Genomic DNA, 17,597 nt, shown 5'->3' with positions numbered 1-17,597 from the left:
AGTTGTAATGCCGAGGTGGTGGAATTGGTAGACACGCAACCTTGAGGTGGTTGTGCCCATAGGGTGTAGGGGTTCGAGTCCCCTTCTCGGTACCAATTAATCAGGAGAACCCGCACTAGCGGGCTTTCTTGTAGGTGGATGTTGGATTGACCCAGCAATGGATCGGTCGTATACTTCCGCCCCAGCTTTGTCGCGGGGTGGAGCAGTTTGGTAGCTCGTCGGGCTCATAACCCGAAGGTCGTTGGTTCAAATCCAGCCCCCGCAACCAGTTTTAGCGGAGCCCCTTTTAAGGGGCTTTTTGTTAGCTGGACAGTACATGACGTCGATGTTCAGCGGCGTTTTCAGGGATGGGCTTTTGCCCATTTTTTTATTTCTAAAGCATGCACGAGGGGGTTCAGGTGTCGAGCAAGCTAGAACAGTTGCAGGACTTGTTGGCCCCAGTGGTCGTGGCCCTTGGCTATCAGTGCTGGGGAATTGATTTCAGTTCCCAGGGCAAGCATTCGGTGCTGCGCATTTATATCGACAAGGAAGGGGGCGTTCTGGTCGACGACTGCGCAATCGTCAGTCGCCAGATCAGCGGTGTGTTGGACGTAGAAGATCCAATCAGCACCGAGTACACCCTTGAAGTATCTTCTCCTGGCATGGAGCGCCCGCTGTTCACTATTGAGCAGTTTGCTTCGTACGCCGGGGAACAAGTGAAAATAAAGCTGCGTTCACCTTTCGAAGGTCGACGCAACTTTCAAGGCCTTCTCCGCGGGGTGGAGGAGCAGGATGTCGTGGTGCAGGTTGAAGACCATGAGTTCCTGTTGCCGATCGACATGATCGACAAGGCCAACATTATTCCCACGTTTGACTGAGACGTGCCGGTTACTGCGGATCCCGCGGATCCAATGGCTTGCGAAAGGCGAGGCGTACGATGAGCAAAGAAGTACTGCTGGTTGTTGAGTCGGTGTCCAATGAAAAGGGCGTTCCGGCAAGTGTAATTTTTGAAGCGCTGGAGCTGGCTCTTGCCACCGCTACCAAGAAACGTTTTGAAGATGAAGTAGAACTGCGCGTAGAGATCAATCGCCAGACAGGCAACTACGAGACTTTCCGTCGCTGGACAGTTGTCGAAGACGAAGATCTGGACGATCCTGCGCACGAATTTGCTGTGGATCAGGCCCAGGCGAAAAAGCCGGGTGCTGTTGCCGGCGACCTGATCGAAGAAAAAATCGAATCCATCGAATTCGGTCGTATTGCTGCGCAGACCGCCAAGCAAGTCATTGTGCAGAAAGTTCGCGAAGCCGAGCGTGCTCAGGTGGTCGATGCCTACCGTGAGCGTCTGGGTGAAATCATTTCTGGTACTGTTAAAAAGGTTACACGTGACAATGTCATCGTTGACCTGGGTAACAATGCCGAAGCCTTGCTGGCTCGTGAAGACATCATTTCCCGGGAAACTTTCCGGGTCGGTGTTCGCGTCCGTGCTTTGCTGAAGGAAATTCGTACTGAAAACCGTGGTCCTCAGCTGATTCTGTCGCGTACTGCGCCAGAGATGCTGATCGAGCTTTTCCGCATTGAAGTTCCGGAAATTGCCGAAGGTCTCATCGAGGTGATGGCTGCCTCCCGTGACCCGGGTTCTCGTGCGAAAATCGCTGTTCGCTCCAAGGATAAACGAATCGATCCGCAAGGTGCCTGTATCGGCATGCGCGGTTCGCGAGTTCAGGCTGTTTCCGGCGAGCTGGGTGGCGAGCGTGTGGATATCGTTCTTTGGGACGATAACCCGGCGCAGTTCGTGATCAATGCAATGTCTCCTGCAGAAGTAGCGGCAATCATCGTAGATGAAGACGCGCATGCAATGGACATCGCAGTGGGAGCGGACAACCTGGCCCAGGCTATTGGTCGTGGCGGTCAGAACGTGCGTCTGGCGAGCCAGTTGACTGGCTGGACCCTGAACGTAATGACCGAATCGGACATCCAGGCCAAGCAGCAAGCTGAAACCGGTGACATCCTGCGCAATTTCATCGAAGAACTCCAAGTCGAGGAAGAATTGGCGCAGGTGCTGGTTGATGAAGGCTTCACCAGCCTGGAAGAGATTGCCTACGTACCGTTGGAAGAAATGCTCAACATCGACGGCTTTGACGAAGAAATCGTCAACGAGCTTCGCGCTCGTGCCAAGGATTGTTTGTTGACTAAAGCCATCGCTACAGAGGAAAAGCTGGCAGACGCCCATCCGGCCGAAGACCTGCTCTCGCTTGAGGGTATGGACAAGGATTTGGCGATGGAACTGGCGGTGCGCGGCGTAATTACCCGCGAAGACCTGGCCGAGCAGTCTATAGATGACCTGCTCGACATCGACGGCATTGACGATGATCGTGCCGGCAAGTTGATCATGGCCGCCCGAGCCCACTGGTTCGAGTAATTGGGCGCGGCCTGAGGAGAGAAGTGCATGACGCAAGTCACGGTGAAAGAACTGGCCAAAGTGGTCGACACACCGGTAGAGCGCCTGTTACAGCAGATGCGTGAGGCAGGTCTGCCGCACACCGCCGCCGAGCAAGTTGTGACCGATAACGAAAAACAAGCCTTGTTGACGCACCTGAAAAGCGGTCACAAGGCCAAGGTGGAAGAGCCTCGCAAGATTACCTTGCAGCGCAAGACCACCAGCACCCTGCGCGTTGCTGGCAGCAAGAGCATCAGCGTTGAAGTGCGCAAGAAGAAAGTCTTTGTGCAGCGTAGCCCGGAAGAGATCGAAGCCGAGCGCAAGCGCGAGATGGACGAACGCCGTGCGGTAGAAAATGCCGCTCGTCAAAAGGCTGAAGAAGAAGCCAAGCGTCGCGCTGAAGAAGATGCGCGCAATCAGCCTGCTGCAAGCCAGCCCGCTTCGGCTGCTGCCGAGCCTGTTGTTGCCGCCGAGCCTGTGCGTGAAGCATCGCCAGCCGCTGCTCCGGCACCGGCCAGCGCAGCGCCTTCTGCCGATGCTCGCAAGCGTGACGAACAACGTCGCCCTGACAAGCCTCGTGCTGACGACCGCAACGCCCGTGGCGGCGACGGCGAGCGTAAAAACGCTCCGCATCGCGCTTCGGTCAAGGAGAAGGCTCCGGCCCCTCGCGTTGCTCCTCGCACTACCGACGAAGAAAGCGACAGCTTCCGTCGCGGTGGCCGTGGCAAGTCCAAGCTGAAGAAGCGCAATGCTCACGGTTTCCAGAGCCCTACCGGCCCGGTCATCCGTGACGTTGCCATTGGCGAGACCATCACTGTCGGCGAATTGTCGGCACAGATGTCGGTCAAGGCTGCGGAAGTCATCAAGTTCATGTTCAAGATGGGCACCCCGGTGACCATCAATCAGGTACTGGATCAGGAAACTGCCCAGTTGATCGCCGAAGAGCTGGGCCACAAGGTCACGCTGGTCAGCGACAACGCCCTGGAAGATTCCCTGGCCGAATCGCTGAAGTTCGAAGGTGAGTCGTTCTCCCGTGCACCGGTTGTGACCGTAATGGGCCACGTCGACCACGGTAAGACCTCGCTGCTCGACTACATCCGTCGCGCCAAGGTTGCAGCTGGCGAAGCCGGCGGCATCACCCAGCACATCGGTGCCTACCACGTTGAAACCGAACGCGGTATGGTCACGTTCCTCGACACCCCTGGTCACGCCGCGTTTACCGCCATGCGTGCTCGTGGTGCCAAGGCAACGGATATCGTGATTCTGGTGGTTGCAGCTGACGACGGCGTGATGCCTCAGACCATCGAAGCTGTTCAGCATGCTGTTGCGGCTGGCGTTCCGCTGGTTGTTGCGGTGAACAAGATCGACAAGCCTGGTGCTGACCTTGATCGTATCCGCAGCGAGCTGTCGGTCCATGGCGTGACGTCCGAAGAGTGGGGCGGTGATACGCCTTTCGTTTCGGTCTCCGCGAAGATGGGTACTGGCGTCGACGAGCTGCTGGAAGCTGTTCTGCTGCAGGCCGAAGTCCTGGAACTCAAGGCAACCCCGTCGGCTCCAGGTCGTGGTGTTGTTGTCGAGTCCCGTCTGGACAAGGGCCGTGGTCCGGTCGCTACTGTTCTGGTTCAGGACGGTACGCTGCGTCAGGGCGACATGGTGCTGGTCGGTTCGAACTTCGGCCGCATCCGCGCCATGCTCGACGAGAACGGCAAGCCGGTCAAAGAAGCAGGTCCTTCGATTCCGGTCGAAATCCTTGGTCTTGACGGTACTCCGGATGCTGGCGACGAAATGTCGGTGCTGGCTGACGAGAAGAAAGCCCGTGAAGTCGCACTGTTCCGCCAGGGCAAGTTCCGCGAGGTCAAACTGGCTCGCGCTCATGCCGGCAAGCTGGAGAACATTTTCGAGAACATGGGTCAGGAAGAGAAGAAGACGCTTAACATCGTCCTCAAGTCCGACGTCCGCGGTTCTCTGGAAGCATTGCAGGGCGCCCTTGGCGGCCTGGGTAACGACGAAGTGCAAGTGCGCGTAGTGGGTGGCGGTGTCGGTGGTATCACCGAGAGCGACGCCAACCTGGCACTGGCCTCCAACGCTGTACTGTTTGGCTTCAACGTGCGTGCCGATGCTGGCGCGCGCAAGATCGTCGAGCAGGAAGGTCTGGACATGCGTTACTACAACGTGATCTACGACATCATCGAAGACGTCAAGAAAGCCCTTACCGGCATGCTTGGCAGCGACGTCCGGGAGAATATCCTGGGTATCGCCGAAGTCCGCGATGTGTTCCGTTCGCCGAAATTCGGCGCGATCGCAGGGTGTATGGTTCTGGAAGGCACTGTCTACCGTAACCGTCCGATTCGTGTTCTGCGCGAAGACATCGTTATCTTTGAAGGCGAGCTGGAATCCCTGCGCCGCTTCAAGGACGACGCTGCCGAAGTACGTGCAGGCATGGAATGCGGTATCGGCGTCAAGAGCTACAACGACGTCAAGGTTGGTGACAAGATCGAAGTCTTCGAGAAGGTCCAAGTGGCTCGCAGCCTCTAAATCGCGAGCTTCAGGAGTCATGGTGGGAGCCTCGCATGCAAATGCCCTGCTTTCCCCATGGGCTCTAAACGCAACGCCCGGTCTGGCAATTGTCAGGCCGGGCGTTTGCCGCTTTCAGACTGTCAGGGTTTGGTCCCGGATCAGTAACAGGTAACAAGCATGGCAAAAGAATACAGCCGTACCCAACGTATCGGCGATCAGATGCAGCGCGAACTGGCGCAGCTGATCCGTCGCGAAATCAAGGACCCGCGTGTGGGTCTGGTCACCATCACCGCCGTAGACGTCAGCCGTGACGTGGGTCATGCGAAGATTTTCATGACCGTCATGGGCCAGGACAGCGCGGAAGAAATCGCGCAGACCATCAAGGTGCTCAACGCTGCCGCAGGCTTCCTGCGGATGCAGTTGGCCCGCGAAATGAAGCTGCGCAGCGTACCGCAACTGCACTTCCACTATGACGAAAGCGTCGTGCGTGGCGCGCATCTCTCGGCACTGATCGAGCGTGCCGTTGCAGAAGACGGTCAGCATCAGGAAGGTCCCGCATCGACGGATGCAAAGCCTGAAAGTACCGAGGAATAAAGAGTGGCTCAGGTCAAGCGTATACGCCGCAATGTCAGCGGGATCATCCTGCTCGACAAGCCACTGGGTTTCACGTCCAACGCCGCTCTGCAAAAGGTTCGCTGGCTGCTCAATGCCGAGAAAGCCGGGCATACCGGCAGCCTTGATCCTCTGGCAACGGGTGTTCTGCCGTTGTGTTTTGGTGAAGCGACCAAGTTCTCTCAGTACCTGCTCGATTCGGACAAGTCCTACGAGACCCTGGCGCAACTGGGCAAGACCACGACCACTGCCGATTCTGAAGGCGAGGTTTTGCTCACGCGTCCGGTGACCGTTGGTCGCGACGATATCGAAGCGGCTCTGCCGCATTTTCGGGGACAAATCAGCCAGATACCTCCCATGTACTCGGCCCTCAAGCGCGATGGCCAGCCACTTTACAAGCTGGCGCGTGCAGGGGAAGTAGTGGAGCGCGAGCCCCGTTCTGTTACTATTACGCGCCTGGAATTACTTGATTGCGAAGGCGACACAGCACGTCTGTCCGTCGATTGCAGCAAAGGCACCTATATTCGCACGCTGGTCGAGGATATTGGTGAGAAGCTCGGTTGTGGTGCTTATGTCGCAGAATTGCGCCGTACCCAGGCCGGGCCTTTTACGCTGGCTCAGACAGTGACGCTGGAAGAGCTCGAGCAGGTGCATGCCGATGGCGGCAATGAAGCGGTCGACCGTTTCCTGATGCCATCGGACAGCGGTCTGCTGGACTGGCCGCTGTTGAAGTTTTCGGAACACAGTTCGTTTTACTGGTTGCATGGTCAGCCAGTACGCGCGCCGGACGCACCGAAATTCGGTATGGTTCGCGTGCAGGATCACGAAGGTCGCTTCATCGGTATCGGTGAAGTCGCCGAAGACGGGCGCATTGCGCCGCGTCGCTTGATTCGGTCAGAGTGACCGAAACCAGCCCAGGCGTCGGCTTGCCGGCGAGTGGGGTGGAACGAGGATGGCTGTCAACAGGCACGGTCATACCTCATTTTTTAATACGAGGATCTGTCCTCGGCCTGTTGGAAACGTTTCTCCGGAAGCGCTTCCTTGCACAAAAGGATTGCCCACATGGCACTCAGCGTTGAAGAAAAAGCTCAGATCGTAACCGACTACCAGCAAGCTGTTGGTGACACTGGTTCGCCAGAAGTGCAAGTTGCACTGCTGACCGCCAACATCAACAAACTGCAAGGCCACTTCAAGGCCAACGGTAAGGACCACCACTCGCGTCGTGGTCTGATCCGTATGGTAAACCAGCGTCGCAAGCTGCTGGATTACCTGAAAGGTAAGGACGTTAGCCGTTACAGCGCCCTGATCGGTCGTCTGGGTCTGCGTCGCTAATAACGACGTTGCTAGAGGTTGGTTGTCTGTCACGATCCGTCGGGTTTGCCCGGTGGTTCTGGCAGGCTCCCAGCCTCAAGTTTTATCTGGGCTGTGGAAGGGGCCGATTCCCCACGCTGCCCAAGAATTCGCAAGAAACCAGTTCCCCAAGAGCCACAAAGAAAGGTAGGAAACCGTGAACCCGGTAATCAAAAAGTTTCAGTTCGGTCAATCGACCGTAACCCTCGAGACAGGCCGTATCGCCCGTCAAGCCTCTGGTGCAGTATTGGTCACCGTTGACGACGACGTCAGCGTACTCGTGACTGTGGTCGGCGCCAAACAGGCTGACGCTGGCAAAGGCTTCTTCCCTCTGTCCGTGCACTATCAGGAAAAAACCTACGCTGCCGGCAAGATCCCTGGCGGTTTCTTCAAGCGTGAAGGCCGTCCTTCCGAGAAAGAAACCCTGACTTCGCGCCTGATCGACCGCCCGATCCGCCCGTTGTTTCCAGAAGGCTTCATGAACGAAGTGCAGGTTGTCTGCACCGTCGTCTCCACCAGCAAGAAAACCGATCCGGACATCGCTGCGATGATCGGTACTTCGGCTGCCCTGGCCATCTCCGGCATCCCGTTTGACGGTCCGGTTGGTGCTGCCCGCGTTGCTTTCCACGAAAGCACCGGCTACCTGTTGAACCCGACTTACGAGCAACTGCAGGCTTCGAGCCTGGACATGGTCGTTGCCGGTACTTCCGAAGCCGTCCTGATGGTTGAATCGGAAGCCAAAGAGCTGACCGAAGACCAGATGCTGGGCGCTGTGCTGTTCGCGCATGACGAGTTCCAGGTCGTGATCAACGCCATCAAGGAACTTGCAGCCGAAGCCGCCAAGCCTACCTGGGCCTGGCAGCCTAAGCCTGAAGCGACTGAACTGCTGAGCGCTATCCGCTCCGAGTTCGGCGAAGCGATCTCCCAGGCTTACACCATCACCGTCAAAGCCGACCGTTATGCGCGTCTGGGCGAGCTGAAAGATCAGATTGTTGCCAAACTGGCTGTGGAAGAAGGCAGCCCGTCTGCCAGCGAAGTCAAAGCCGCTTTCGGTGAAATCGAATACCGCACCGTTCGCGAAAACATCGTTAACGGCAAGCCGCGTATCGATGGCCGTGACACGCGCACCGTACGTCCTCTGAACATCGAAGTCGGTGTTCTGCCAAAGACCCACGGTTCGGCACTGTTCACCCGTGGCGAAACTCAGGCGCTGGTTGTTGCCACGCTGGGTACTGCCCGTGACGCACAGCTGCTCGATACGCTCGAAGGCGAGAAAAAAGACCCCTTCATGCTGCACTACAACTTCCCTCCGTTCTCGGTGGGCGAGTGTGGCCGCATGGGCGGCGCAGGTCGTCGTGAAATCGGTCACGGCCGTCTGGCCCGTCGCAGTGTCCAGGCCATGCTGCCAGGCGCAGACGTGTTCCCGTACACCATCCGTGTTGTGTCGGAAATCACCGAGTCCAACGGCTCCAGCTCCATGGCTTCGGTCTGTGGTGCTTCCCTGGCTCTGATGGACGCTGGTGTGCCGATGAAGGCGCCGGTTGCCGGTATCGCCATGGGCCTGGTCAAGGAAGGCGAGAAGTTCGCCATTCTGACCGACATCCTGGGTGACGAAGACCACCTGGGCGACATGGACTTCAAGGTAGCCGGTACCTCCAAAGGTGTTACCGCGCTGCAGATGGACATCAAGATCAAAGGCATCACCGAAGAAATCATGGAGATCGCCCTGGGCCAGGCCCTGGAAGCTCGCCTGAACATCCTCGGTCAGATGAACCAGATCATCGGTCAGTCGCGTAACGAACTGTCGGCCAACGCTCCGACGATGATCGCGATGAAGATCGACACCGACAAGATCCGTGACGTGATCGGCAAGGGTGGCGCAACCATCCGTGCCATCTGCGAAGAGACCAAGGCTTCGATCGACATCGAAGACGACGGCTCGATCAAGATCTTCGGCGAGTCCAAGGAAGCGGCTGAGGCAGCACGTCAGCGCGTTCTGGGTATCACCGCAGAAGCGGAAATCGGCAAGATCTACGTCGGTAAGGTTGAGCGCATCGTCGATTTCGGCGCATTCGTCAACATCCTGCCGGGCAAGGATGGTCTGGTTCACATCTCGATGCTGAGCGATGCTCGCGTAGAGAAAGTGACCGATATCCTCAAGGAAGGTCAGGAAGTCGAAGTACTGGTACTGGACGTGGATAACCGCGGCCGTATCAAGCTGTCGATCAAGGACGTAGCCGCAGCGAAAGCGTCGGGCGTCTGATTGATCTGAGTAGCAGATGAAAAAGGACTCTTCGGAGTCCTTTTTTTATGAGCGCAATTAGAGGCTTACACATGGAGCATGCAAACTGCTCGGTACAAACATGCATCTTGCAAGCCCGGGTTTGGGCGAACGGGCAATCTGCACGACTCAGCAAAATAAAGAAAAACATAAGTAATTGATTTTAAAGGTTATTTTGCCTGTCTCATTTTTGGCACACCGCTTGCGATATACCTGTTAACCCTGCCACCACATGCTGGTGCAGATTTTGAGAAAAACAGGAGTTATCGTATGAAGAAGTTCGCTATTGCCGCTGCTACCGCTACTGCCCTGACTCTGACCATGGCCAACGCTGCTTTCGCACAGACCTCGGCTCAAGCGCCAATGGTTCTGGCAGCTAACACCACTACTCAAGAAGTCAAAGAAGACACTTCTGACACCTGGATCACCACCAAAGTCAAAGCTGATCTGCTGACTGAAAAAGGCATCCCAGGTTCGGACATCAAGGTTGAGACCAACAAAGGTGTGGTTTCCCTGTCCTCCATGGTAAAAGTTACCGAAGCTCAGAAAAACACTGCCGTCGCTATCACCAAGAAAATCAAAGGTGTTAAAGACGTATCGGCTGCTGGCCTGAAATCCGAGTAATCGAATACTGCTCATGAACACCCGCAGTCATTGATTGATGGAAGGTTCATGCGAGGCTACAAGGATGTAGCCATTAAAGGCCCCGACTGAAGAGTCGGGGCCTTTTCTATGGGCGCTACGAAACACATGAAGGGAGGGGGAGCCGGGGGATCAGTTGCGGCGTTTGCTCTCGATGCCTACCAGGCGACCGCCTTCAAAGCGCAGGTACTGATACATGCCGTTATCAGGACCGTAGATCCATTCCTCGATCTTCACGGCTTCTGACCTTCGATAATTACTACTAAAGGTTTCCCGAGTGCCGAGTACTTCCTGGCTGACCGGTTCGCCGCATTTCTGCTGGACCTCGAACGTCCGGTCGCCGGTGCTGACCAGCTGGCTGCCGCAACGCAGGGTCGAGGTGGCATACGCTGATGCGACAACTGACCCGGCCATGGCGGCGAGGGTCAGGTTGATCAGCCGTTTGATTCGGGTGTGTGCCAATGGCTTCATTCGCTGTCAAGGTGGAGGGGGCTGATGACTTTACCATCCGGTTGGGCCTGACCCAGTTGCGCGTCGACGAAGTACACGCGAGCGTCTTCTAGCTTGCCCTTGTCCACCAGGTAATCCTTGATGCTGCTGGCTCTGCTCTTGCCCAGTTCGCGCAGCAGCACCTCATTGCTGCTCCAGAACTTGAGTACGGCGGCACGCATCTGGGCAGCACGTTGCTCCTTGCCCAGACTGGCCCACTCAGCGGGTGGTTGCTGTTTCAGGCGTGTCCTGTAGATACCTTCGAGCATAGGCGCCTTTTCCTCTTCCGGGACCTCTATCAAACCGGCCCTGGCTGGAACCTTGTCGCCGCGCCGCTGGAGGATCTTGTAGTACGTATACTGGTATTCGCGTTCCAGTCTTTGCTGAGCGATCAATGGACCGTCACTGCTGGCGGCGCTGGTGCCTTCGATCTCCAGCTTCAGGTCCGGACGTTCCTTGAGCGCCACCGAGAGCTTGTCCAGGGCCTTTTGCGCCTCTGCCGACAAGTCACTGGAGCCTGGCGCGAAACTTACGCTGCCGAGGTCCTCGGAGCTTCCACCGGCAACCAGCCCGCCGAGCATCTTGAACGGGGCCTGTGCTGCACGCAGCACCAGGTTACGCAGGGTCTGCCAGACAATCGGCATGACGCTGAACTGCGGGTTGTTCAAGTCGCCTTCGATGGGCAGCTCCAGGGAAATGCGCCCCTGGGTATCCTTGAGCAGCGCGACCGCCAGACGAATAGGCAGGTCCAGCGCATCCGGGCTGTCGACCCGTTCACCCAGCTGTAGCTGCTCCACCAGCACCTTGTTCTGGGCCTTGAGCTGGCCCTTGGTAATCAGGTAGTGCAGGTCGAGATTGAGCCGGCCCTTGCGGATCCGGAAACCTGCGAACTTGCCGGAGTAGGGGGTGAGGTTGGTCAGCTCGACGCGCTTGAAGCTGGTGGTGATATCCAGACTGGCCATCGGGTCGAACGGGGTGAGGCTGCCCTTGATGGTGACCGGCGCATAGCGATCGACCTTGCCCTCGATATTCACGGGGGCCGGTGTAGGCTTGCGATTGTCGATGGTGCCGATACGACCGTTGAGCTGCTGCACCGCGGTGGCGAAGTTGGGGGTCAGGGTCATGTCGGCAAAGTTTGCCGAGCCATCGTTGATATTCACTTCACCCACGTAGATCGCCAGCGGGTTTTCCTTCTTGCCTGCCGCTTGCGTTCTGGCTGCCTTTGGCTGGCTGTCGGTCTTGCCGGCAGCCGCATCGGCTGGTTGCGGGATCAAGAGATCATCGATGTTGGTGGTCCGGTCCTCATTGATCATGAAGCGCGCGTAGGGCTGATCCATGTTCACTTTGGCAATCGACAGGCCCTTGCCGTGCTGGTAGTCCAACCCCTCCAGCGCCAATTGCTGCCACTTCAGGAAGTCGCGCTGCTTGAGCGTATCCAGCGTGTGCAACTGATTGACCTGTGCTTTACCGGTGACGCTGAACGCCAGTGGCTCGGTGCTTTTCAGGTCGACCGCCAGATCGCTGCCGAGCATGCCACTGCGCAGCTCCAGACGAATGAACGGGCTGATGTAGGCCTGAGCGAGGCGCAGGTCGATGTCGCGGGTGGTTACGTTGAGTCGTGCGCTGACCGGGTTGAGGTTCACGTCACCGGCGGCAGTGAGATTGCCCTGTTTGCCCAGCCCGGTATCCAGCTTGAGCGTGAAGGGCGCCTTGTTCAGGCTGTCGAAGTTCTGGATGTCCAGATTCAGTGGGCCAACGTCCAGCGCGACCGGCTCTTGAGGTACGCGATCTGCCAGATGGACCATGTAGTTGCGCAACTGCACATCCCGCAACAGGACTTGCCAGGGTTTGCTCTGCGCCACGGGTTGATCGCTGGCTTTGGCTGAGGCCTCGGTGGCAGGCGCCTGCTCGGCGGCTTTTTCGTCCACCGCTGGCGTGTGCGTTGCTGCGGGCTCGCCAGGTTGGCTGGCAAACAGCTTTTGCCAGTCCAGTTGCCCGTCGGTTTCACGTGCGGCCCAGGTTTCCAGCTTCTGGCTGCGGACCTTGCCTACGGTAACCAGCTGCTTTGCGAGGTCGACCGATGTTTCGCTGACGTCCAGGCGTTGCAGGCGTACCAACGGGCGACCGTCGGGAGCGTTGAGCGCGAAAGGCGCGATACTGGCCGAGACGTTGGTCAACTTGAGCTCGGTCTTCTTGGACAGGTTCAGTGTGTAGGCCGTGCTGAAATTCAGCACGCCGTCCTCAAGCGCCAGCGGCAAGGCATCACGTACGTAAGGCCACCATAGTTTCATCTTGCTGTCGGTGACCTTCAGCGTGCCTTCGGAGGTGATCGGGATCAGGCTGATGCGGCCGACCCAGTCGATCTGCCCACCGTCCGGACCCGCCGCGACCAGGGTCATGTCGGCATTGTCTTCAGGCAGTGTGCTGAGGTTCTTGAGCTCGAAATCCAGCGCGTCGTAGAGAAACTCGATGGGTTGGCTGGGGCGCAGGTCCTGGAAGTGAACGTAGCCTCCCGCCAGTTTGATTTCGTCGATACGCAGCGGGAATGGCTTGGTGGCGGGTTCGTCCTGTGTCGGTTCGCTGGCGGGCAGCTTGAACAGCTGTGCCAGATTGAGCTTGCCCTGTTTGTCGAACAGCAACTCGGTGCGTGGTTTGATCAGCTCGACGCGTTGCAGATGCAGGGCCCGCGTCCAAAGGCTGTTGATTTGCAGATTGGCATAAAGCTTTTCAAACGCCACCTGCTCCTTGCCTGGCGTGCCGATGTTCAGGCCCCAGAGCGTCAGCTCCAGCGTGAAGGGGTTGAATTCCAGGCGTTCGAGCTTTGCCGGCACTGTGGCGTAATTGGCCAGTTGCTGGTTCGCGATCCGCAGAGCGACGCCGGGAAGAATGAAAAAACCCAGCAAACTGTAGAGCGCGATCACAGCCAGCAGGGAGCCAAGTGTGCGTTTCAATCCTCTGGACATGGGCAGCGGCGTCTCTCTCTTTTGGAAGCCCTTGGAGTATGGCATGCCTGTTCGGTTCCGAAGGCACTGCCGTCGCGGCTTGTAGGAACTTTCCGGTTGTACGTTAGGCTATCAAGCGCCGGATCAGAGTTGCAGAATCAGCGTTTTCAGCGGCGGTTGATTGTCCTGAGACGGGAAGTCTGCAGCGGGACGCATCTCCTGGCAGTCGCGCACCGGACGCCCGGCCTTGGTGGCACAGCGCAGTACCTGTTCACGCCAGTCCTGCATGCTGACTTTCGCCAGATTGTTGCAGCAGATCAGCACGCCATCGTCTGCCGTGGTCAACAGCGCAGGTTTGAGCAGGCTTTGATAGTCGCGCAGCAGGTCAACGGTGCCGAACGCGCTCTTGGCCCAGGCGGGTGGATCAAGCAGGACCAGATCATATTGGCGCTGTTGCAGTTTCACGTAGCTGGGCAATTGCTGGCTGCGGCGTGCGGCAATGGGCAGCCCGGCCAACTGACGGATTGCCGGAAAATAATCCGACTGGATGAATTGCATCGGCGGCAGTTGCGGATTGAGCGCGCCATTCTCGCGACCCACCGCCAGATTGCCTTCGGCGAAATCCAGATTGCACACTTCACTCGCGCCACCGGCCGCAGCACTGAGGCCGACGCCGCAGGTGTAGGCGAACAGATTCAGCACGCTTTTCCCGGCGCTGTGCTGCTTGACCCAGCCGCGGGCGTTGCGCAGGTCGAGAAACAACAGCGGGTCCTGGCCTGCATGCCGGCCGCGGACCCGGTAATTGAGCCCCCATTCGTGGCCGACATGATCGGCCAGAGCCGCTTCTTCAGCCTTGTACACGGTGTCATGGCGATCCACGCGCGAGTTGCCTTGCGAGCGATCGTTATAGACCAGCAGGGTATCCAGGCCCAGACGCGTGTTGGCCTGTTCATGCAGCGCCAGCAGGGCATCGCGATCCAGGCGGGTATGAAAGCTCTGCACCAGCAATTGCGGGCCGTAGCGGTCGATGGTCAGCCCGCTGGCGCCCTCCTGGCTGCCGTGAAACAGTCGATAGCAGTCCGTCCCCTGCCCATGCAATTGGTCAAGCAACGCCTGGCGATTATCGAGGGCGACGCTGAGCGCCTGATTCAAGGAAGACATGCTGAGCGCCTCGGGCTGGAATAAGGCGCGGGAGTTTACCAGTTACCGGACGCCGGGGGTTTTTGAAGTCTGCCGTGCGCTTGATCTCCTGCGTTGTCATACAGCGCCAATATTCCCCTGCTACGGTGCTTTTTTGCCTGTCAGCGAGGGGATAACCGTGAGCCAGTTCGATCTCAAGCGTCGCCGTGTCATCCAGGCCGTTGGAACGGTAGGTGCCGGTCTGCTGTTACCGGGTGTTGCACCGGCGGTCATCGCCTCGGTGCAGGATCGTCCGAAGATGATGGATGGCGTGCAGTCCGGCGATGTGTTCGGCGACAAGGCGATCGTCTGGAGCCGAAGCGACCGGCCTTCGCGCATGGTCGTCGAGTGGGACACGCGCAGCATGTTCACCCAGCCACGCCGCGTGGTGTCGGCGCTGGCCGATCAGCGTAGCGACTTTACCGCGCGGGTCGAGTTGAGCGGGCTGCCGGTCGATCAGGCGATTTTCTACCGGGTGTCTTTCGAGGATGCGCAGAGCGGTGTCGTCAGTGAACCGTGGTTCGGCCATTTGCGCAGCACACCGCAGCAGCGCCGCGACATCCGCTTCGTCTGGAGCGGCGACACGGTCGGGCAGGGCTTTGGCATCAACCCCGATATTGGCGGCATGCGTATTTATGAAGCCATGCGTTTGCGCTTGCCGGACTTTTTTATCCACAGCGGTGACACCATCTACGCCGACAGCCCGGTGCCGGAGCAGCTCACCACGGAGGACGGGCGTATCTGGCGCAACATCACCACCGAGGCGAAGAGCAAGGTGGCGGAGACCCTCGACGAATACCGGGGCAATTACCGCTACAACCTGATGGATGAAAACCTGCGTCGCTTCAACGCCGAAGTACCGCAGATCTGGCAGTGGGATGATCACGAAGTCACCAACAACTGGTCGCCCAGCAAACAGCTCGATGATCGCTACAAGGTCAAGGACATCAGCCTGCTGTCCTCGCGTGCCCGCCAGGCTTATCTGGAATACGCGCCATTACGCTTGCAGGAAGCCGACAACGGCGGACGCATTTATCGCAAGATCCCTTACGGTCCGATGCTCGACGTCTTCGTCCTCGACATGCGCAGCTATCGCGCCGGCAACGATGCCAACCTGGCTGACAAACCGGGTCCGACCACTGCGTTTCTGGGCCGTGAGCAACTGGACTGGCTCAAGCGCGAGCTCAATGCGTCGCGCGCGCAGTGGAAAGTCATCGCGGCGGACATGCCCATCGGCCTGGGCGTTCCGGATGGTGAGGTCAGCCCCGGCGTACAGCGTTGGGAGGCCATCGCCAACGGCAATGACGGGCCGGCGTCGGGGCGCGAGCTGGAGGTCGCCGAATTGCTGGCGTACCTGCGCGCGCAGAAGATTCGCGATTGTGTCTGGCTGACGGCCGACGTGCATTACTGCGCTGCGCATCATTACCAGCCGGATCTGGCCGTGTTTCAGGACTTCGACCCGTTTTGGGAGTTCGTCGCAGGGCCGTTGAATGCCGGTAGCTATGGTCCCAATGTGCTGGACAAGACCTTTGGCCCCGAGCTGGTGTTCCAGAAGGCGCCTCCTGCGCAGAACACCTCGCCATTTGCGGGTTTTCAGTTCTTTGGTGAAGTGAATATCGACGGACAGACCGGTGAGATGACCGTGACGCTGCGCGATCTCGACGGGGTCTCGGTCTTCGAGCGCAGGCTCCAGCCTGAGAAGGCAGTCAGCCGCATCGTCTGATAAACAACCGCTGTGGCGGGTTGATCAGGGCTTCGGAAATTCCGTGCAACATGCTTGTCGTCGGTGGCCTATCATGAGCTACCTAACGACGGGACCGGATGCGTTGCATGCTGGCTATTTTTCTCGAAACCCTGAACATCACCGCCCCGGTGTTTGCCATGCTGTTTCTGGGCGTGTTCCTCCGGCGTATCGGCGCGATCAATGATGGTTTCATCGTTGCGGCTTCCGGGCTGGTGTTCAACGTCACCATGCCTGCGCTGCTGTTTCTGGGCATTATTCACGCCGACCTGCGCACCGCATTGCAGCCCAAACTGCTGATTTTTTTCAGCGTTGCGACGCTCCTGAGTTTCGCGTTCGCCTGGGGATGGGCGATCTGGCGTTGCCCGTACGAAGAGCGCGGGATCTACGTCCAGGGCGCGTTCCGTGGCAATAACGGGGTCATCGGTCTGGCCCTGGCGGCCAGCATGTACGGGCCTGATGGCATTTCACTGGGCGCGATTCTCGCCGCACTGGTCATTGTCTTTTACAACACGTTATCGACGGTGGTATTGGCGGTTTACAGCCCGGTGATCAAGTCCGACCCCTGGAGCATCTTCAAAAGCGTGCTGGCCAACCCGCTGATCATCAGTGTGATCATCGCCTCGCCCTTCGCTTACTTCGCCATCGGCTTGCCCAAATGGCTGGAAACCTCCGGCAGCTATCTTGCCCAGATGACCCTGCCGCTGGCACTGATCTGCATCGGTGGCACGCTGTCGCTGGCGTCGTTGCGCAAGAGTGGAAAACTGGCTGTCAGCGCCAGCGTCATGAAGATGATCACGCTGCCAGTGCTGTGCACGCTGGCCGCCTGGCTGGCCGGTTTTCGCGGCGCTGAACTGGGGATTCTGTTCCTGTATTTCGGCAGCCCGACAGCGGCTGCCAGCTACATCATGGCGCGCACGGCCAACGGCAATTACGAGCTGGCCGCTGCGATCATCGTCATCACCACGCTGGCTGCCGCGGTCACGACCAACGTGGGGGTTTTCATCCTGCAATGGGGCGGCTGGATCTAATCGGTTTTGACGTAGCTGTCGATCACTTCCTGGGCCGCCCGAAACGCATCGATGGCCGCTGGCACGCCGGCGTACACCGCGCAGTGCAGCAGGGCTTCGCGAATCTCCTCGACCGTGCAGCGATTGTTCAGTGCGCCACGAACGTGGCCCTTCAGTTCTTGCGGGCATTTCAGGGCGGTGAGGGCGGCCAGGGTGATCAGGCTGCGGGTTTTCAGCGGCAGACCTTCGCGACTCCAGACGCTGCCCCACGCGTGCTCGTTGACGAAATCCTGCAGCGGCTGGCTGAAATCGGTGGCGTTCCCCAGCGCACGGTCGACGAAGACATCGCCCATCACCTGGCGACGGATCTGTTCGCCATCGCTGATCGTTTTGTCTGTCATGGCCTTGCTCCTTGTAT

The 17,597-nt window shown here is 58.4% G+C and carries 14 protein-coding genes and 2 tRNA genes; 12 read left to right on the top strand and 4 right to left on the bottom strand.

Translation table 11 applies throughout. The features are described 5' to 3' along the window. Positions 1-9 precede the first annotated feature (9 nt). The 10 genes from ACW55A_RS09310 to ACW55A_RS09265 all read left to right on the top strand — a co-directional run bounded on the left by ACW55A_RS09310 (position 10) and on the right by ACW55A_RS09265 (position 9,800). A tRNA-Leu gene (locus ACW55A_RS09310) sits at positions 10-95 on the top strand. A gap of 96 nt (positions 96-191) precedes the next feature. After that, a tRNA-Met gene (locus ACW55A_RS09305) sits at positions 192-268 on the top strand. Positions 269-398: 130 nt separating this feature from the next. Further along, on the top strand, positions 399-857 hold the full coding sequence (rimP, locus tag ACW55A_RS09300) for a ribosome maturation factor RimP (RefSeq protein ID WP_002555126.1): 459 nt from the start codon (positions 399-401) through the stop codon (positions 855-857). Positions 858-916: 59 nt separating this feature from the next. Next, positions 917-2,398 carry a transcription termination factor NusA gene (nusA, locus tag ACW55A_RS09295; protein WP_003364132.1) on the top strand — a complete coding sequence of 494 codons (1,482 nt, stop codon included), beginning with the start codon at positions 917-919 and terminating at the stop codon, positions 2,396-2,398. A gap of 27 nt (positions 2,399-2,425) precedes the next feature. Then, the gene (infB, locus tag ACW55A_RS09290) at positions 2,426-4,951 is read left to right on the top strand and encodes a translation initiation factor IF-2 (protein WP_003431531.1); all 2,526 of its coding nucleotides are present in this window, start codon (positions 2,426-2,428) and stop codon (positions 4,949-4,951) included. Positions 4,952-5,110: 159 nt separating this feature from the next. Then, positions 5,111-5,527, top strand: coding sequence for a 30S ribosome-binding factor RbfA (gene rbfA, locus ACW55A_RS09285; protein ID WP_003364128.1), 417 nt, complete (start codon positions 5,111-5,113; stop codon positions 5,525-5,527). 3 nt (positions 5,528-5,530) lie between these two features. Further along, positions 5,531-6,448, top strand: a complete 918-nt coding sequence (gene truB, locus ACW55A_RS09280; RefSeq protein WP_003431529.1) for a tRNA pseudouridine(55) synthase TruB — start codon at positions 5,531-5,533, stop codon at positions 6,446-6,448. Positions 6,449-6,607: 159 nt separating this feature from the next. Beyond that, on the top strand, positions 6,608-6,877 hold the full coding sequence (gene rpsO, locus ACW55A_RS09275; protein ID WP_002555121.1) for a 30S ribosomal protein S15: 270 nt from the start codon (positions 6,608-6,610) through the stop codon (positions 6,875-6,877). Positions 6,878-7,052: 175 nt separating this feature from the next. Next, on the top strand, positions 7,053-9,158 hold the full coding sequence (gene pnp, locus ACW55A_RS09270; protein WP_003431526.1) for a polyribonucleotide nucleotidyltransferase: 2,106 nt from the start codon (positions 7,053-7,055) through the stop codon (positions 9,156-9,158). A gap of 288 nt (positions 9,159-9,446) precedes the next feature. Continuing rightward, positions 9,447-9,800 carry a BON domain-containing protein gene (locus tag ACW55A_RS09265; RefSeq protein ID WP_498810875.1) on the top strand — a complete coding sequence of 118 codons (354 nt, stop codon included), beginning with the start codon at positions 9,447-9,449 and terminating at the stop codon, positions 9,798-9,800. A 150-nt stretch (positions 9,801-9,950) separates the two neighbouring features. Here the strand turns inward: ACW55A_RS09265 and ACW55A_RS09260 are convergent, their stop codons facing one another. The 3 genes from ACW55A_RS09260 to ACW55A_RS09250 all read right to left on the bottom strand — a co-directional run bounded on the left by ACW55A_RS09260 (position 9,951) and on the right by ACW55A_RS09250 (position 14,410). Continuing rightward, positions 9,951-10,289 (bottom strand): DUF2845 domain-containing protein, encoded by a 339-nt coding sequence (locus tag ACW55A_RS09260; RefSeq protein WP_003364124.1) that lies wholly within the window; start codon positions 10,287-10,289, stop codon positions 9,951-9,953. Further along, complete coding sequence (locus ACW55A_RS09255; RefSeq protein WP_498810876.1) at positions 10,286-13,315, bottom strand: DUF748 domain-containing protein; 3,030 nt, start codon at positions 13,313-13,315, stop codon at positions 10,286-10,288. Before ACW55A_RS09255 ends, ACW55A_RS09260 begins: the two co-directional genes overlap by 4 nt. Before the next feature lie 78 nt (positions 13,316-13,393). Beyond that, a complete protein-coding gene (locus ACW55A_RS09250) occupies positions 13,394-14,410 on the bottom strand; it encodes a class I SAM-dependent rRNA methyltransferase (protein WP_003431522.1) in 1,017 nt (338 codons plus the stop codon). A gap of 157 nt (positions 14,411-14,567) precedes the next feature. Here ACW55A_RS09250 and ACW55A_RS09245 point away from each other — a divergent pair, with 157 nt between their 5' ends. Further along, positions 14,568-16,151, top strand: a complete 1,584-nt coding sequence (locus ACW55A_RS09245; protein ID WP_054082182.1) for an alkaline phosphatase D family protein — start codon at positions 14,568-14,570, stop codon at positions 16,149-16,151. A 107-nt stretch (positions 16,152-16,258) separates the two neighbouring features. Then, the gene (locus ACW55A_RS09240; RefSeq protein ID WP_103735816.1) at positions 16,259-17,200 is read left to right on the top strand and encodes an AEC family transporter; all 942 of its coding nucleotides are present in this window, start codon (positions 16,259-16,261) and stop codon (positions 17,198-17,200) included. On the opposite strand, the gene ACW55A_RS09235 is transcribed toward ACW55A_RS09240, so the two are convergent. Beyond that, the gene (locus tag ACW55A_RS09235) at positions 17,197-17,580 is read right to left on the bottom strand and encodes a carboxymuconolactone decarboxylase family protein (protein ID WP_455808418.1); all 384 of its coding nucleotides are present in this window, start codon (positions 17,578-17,580) and stop codon (positions 17,197-17,199) included. The two genes, ACW55A_RS09240 and ACW55A_RS09235, sit on opposite strands and share 4 nt — an antisense overlap. Between the last annotated feature and the right edge of the window lie 17 nt (positions 17,581-17,597).

The organism is Plantibacter cousiniae (nom. nud.) (genome assembly GCF_977070315.1).
The sequence above is the reverse complement of the archived record's forward strand: the minus strand, read 5'-3'. Positions and strand labels throughout refer to the sequence as shown.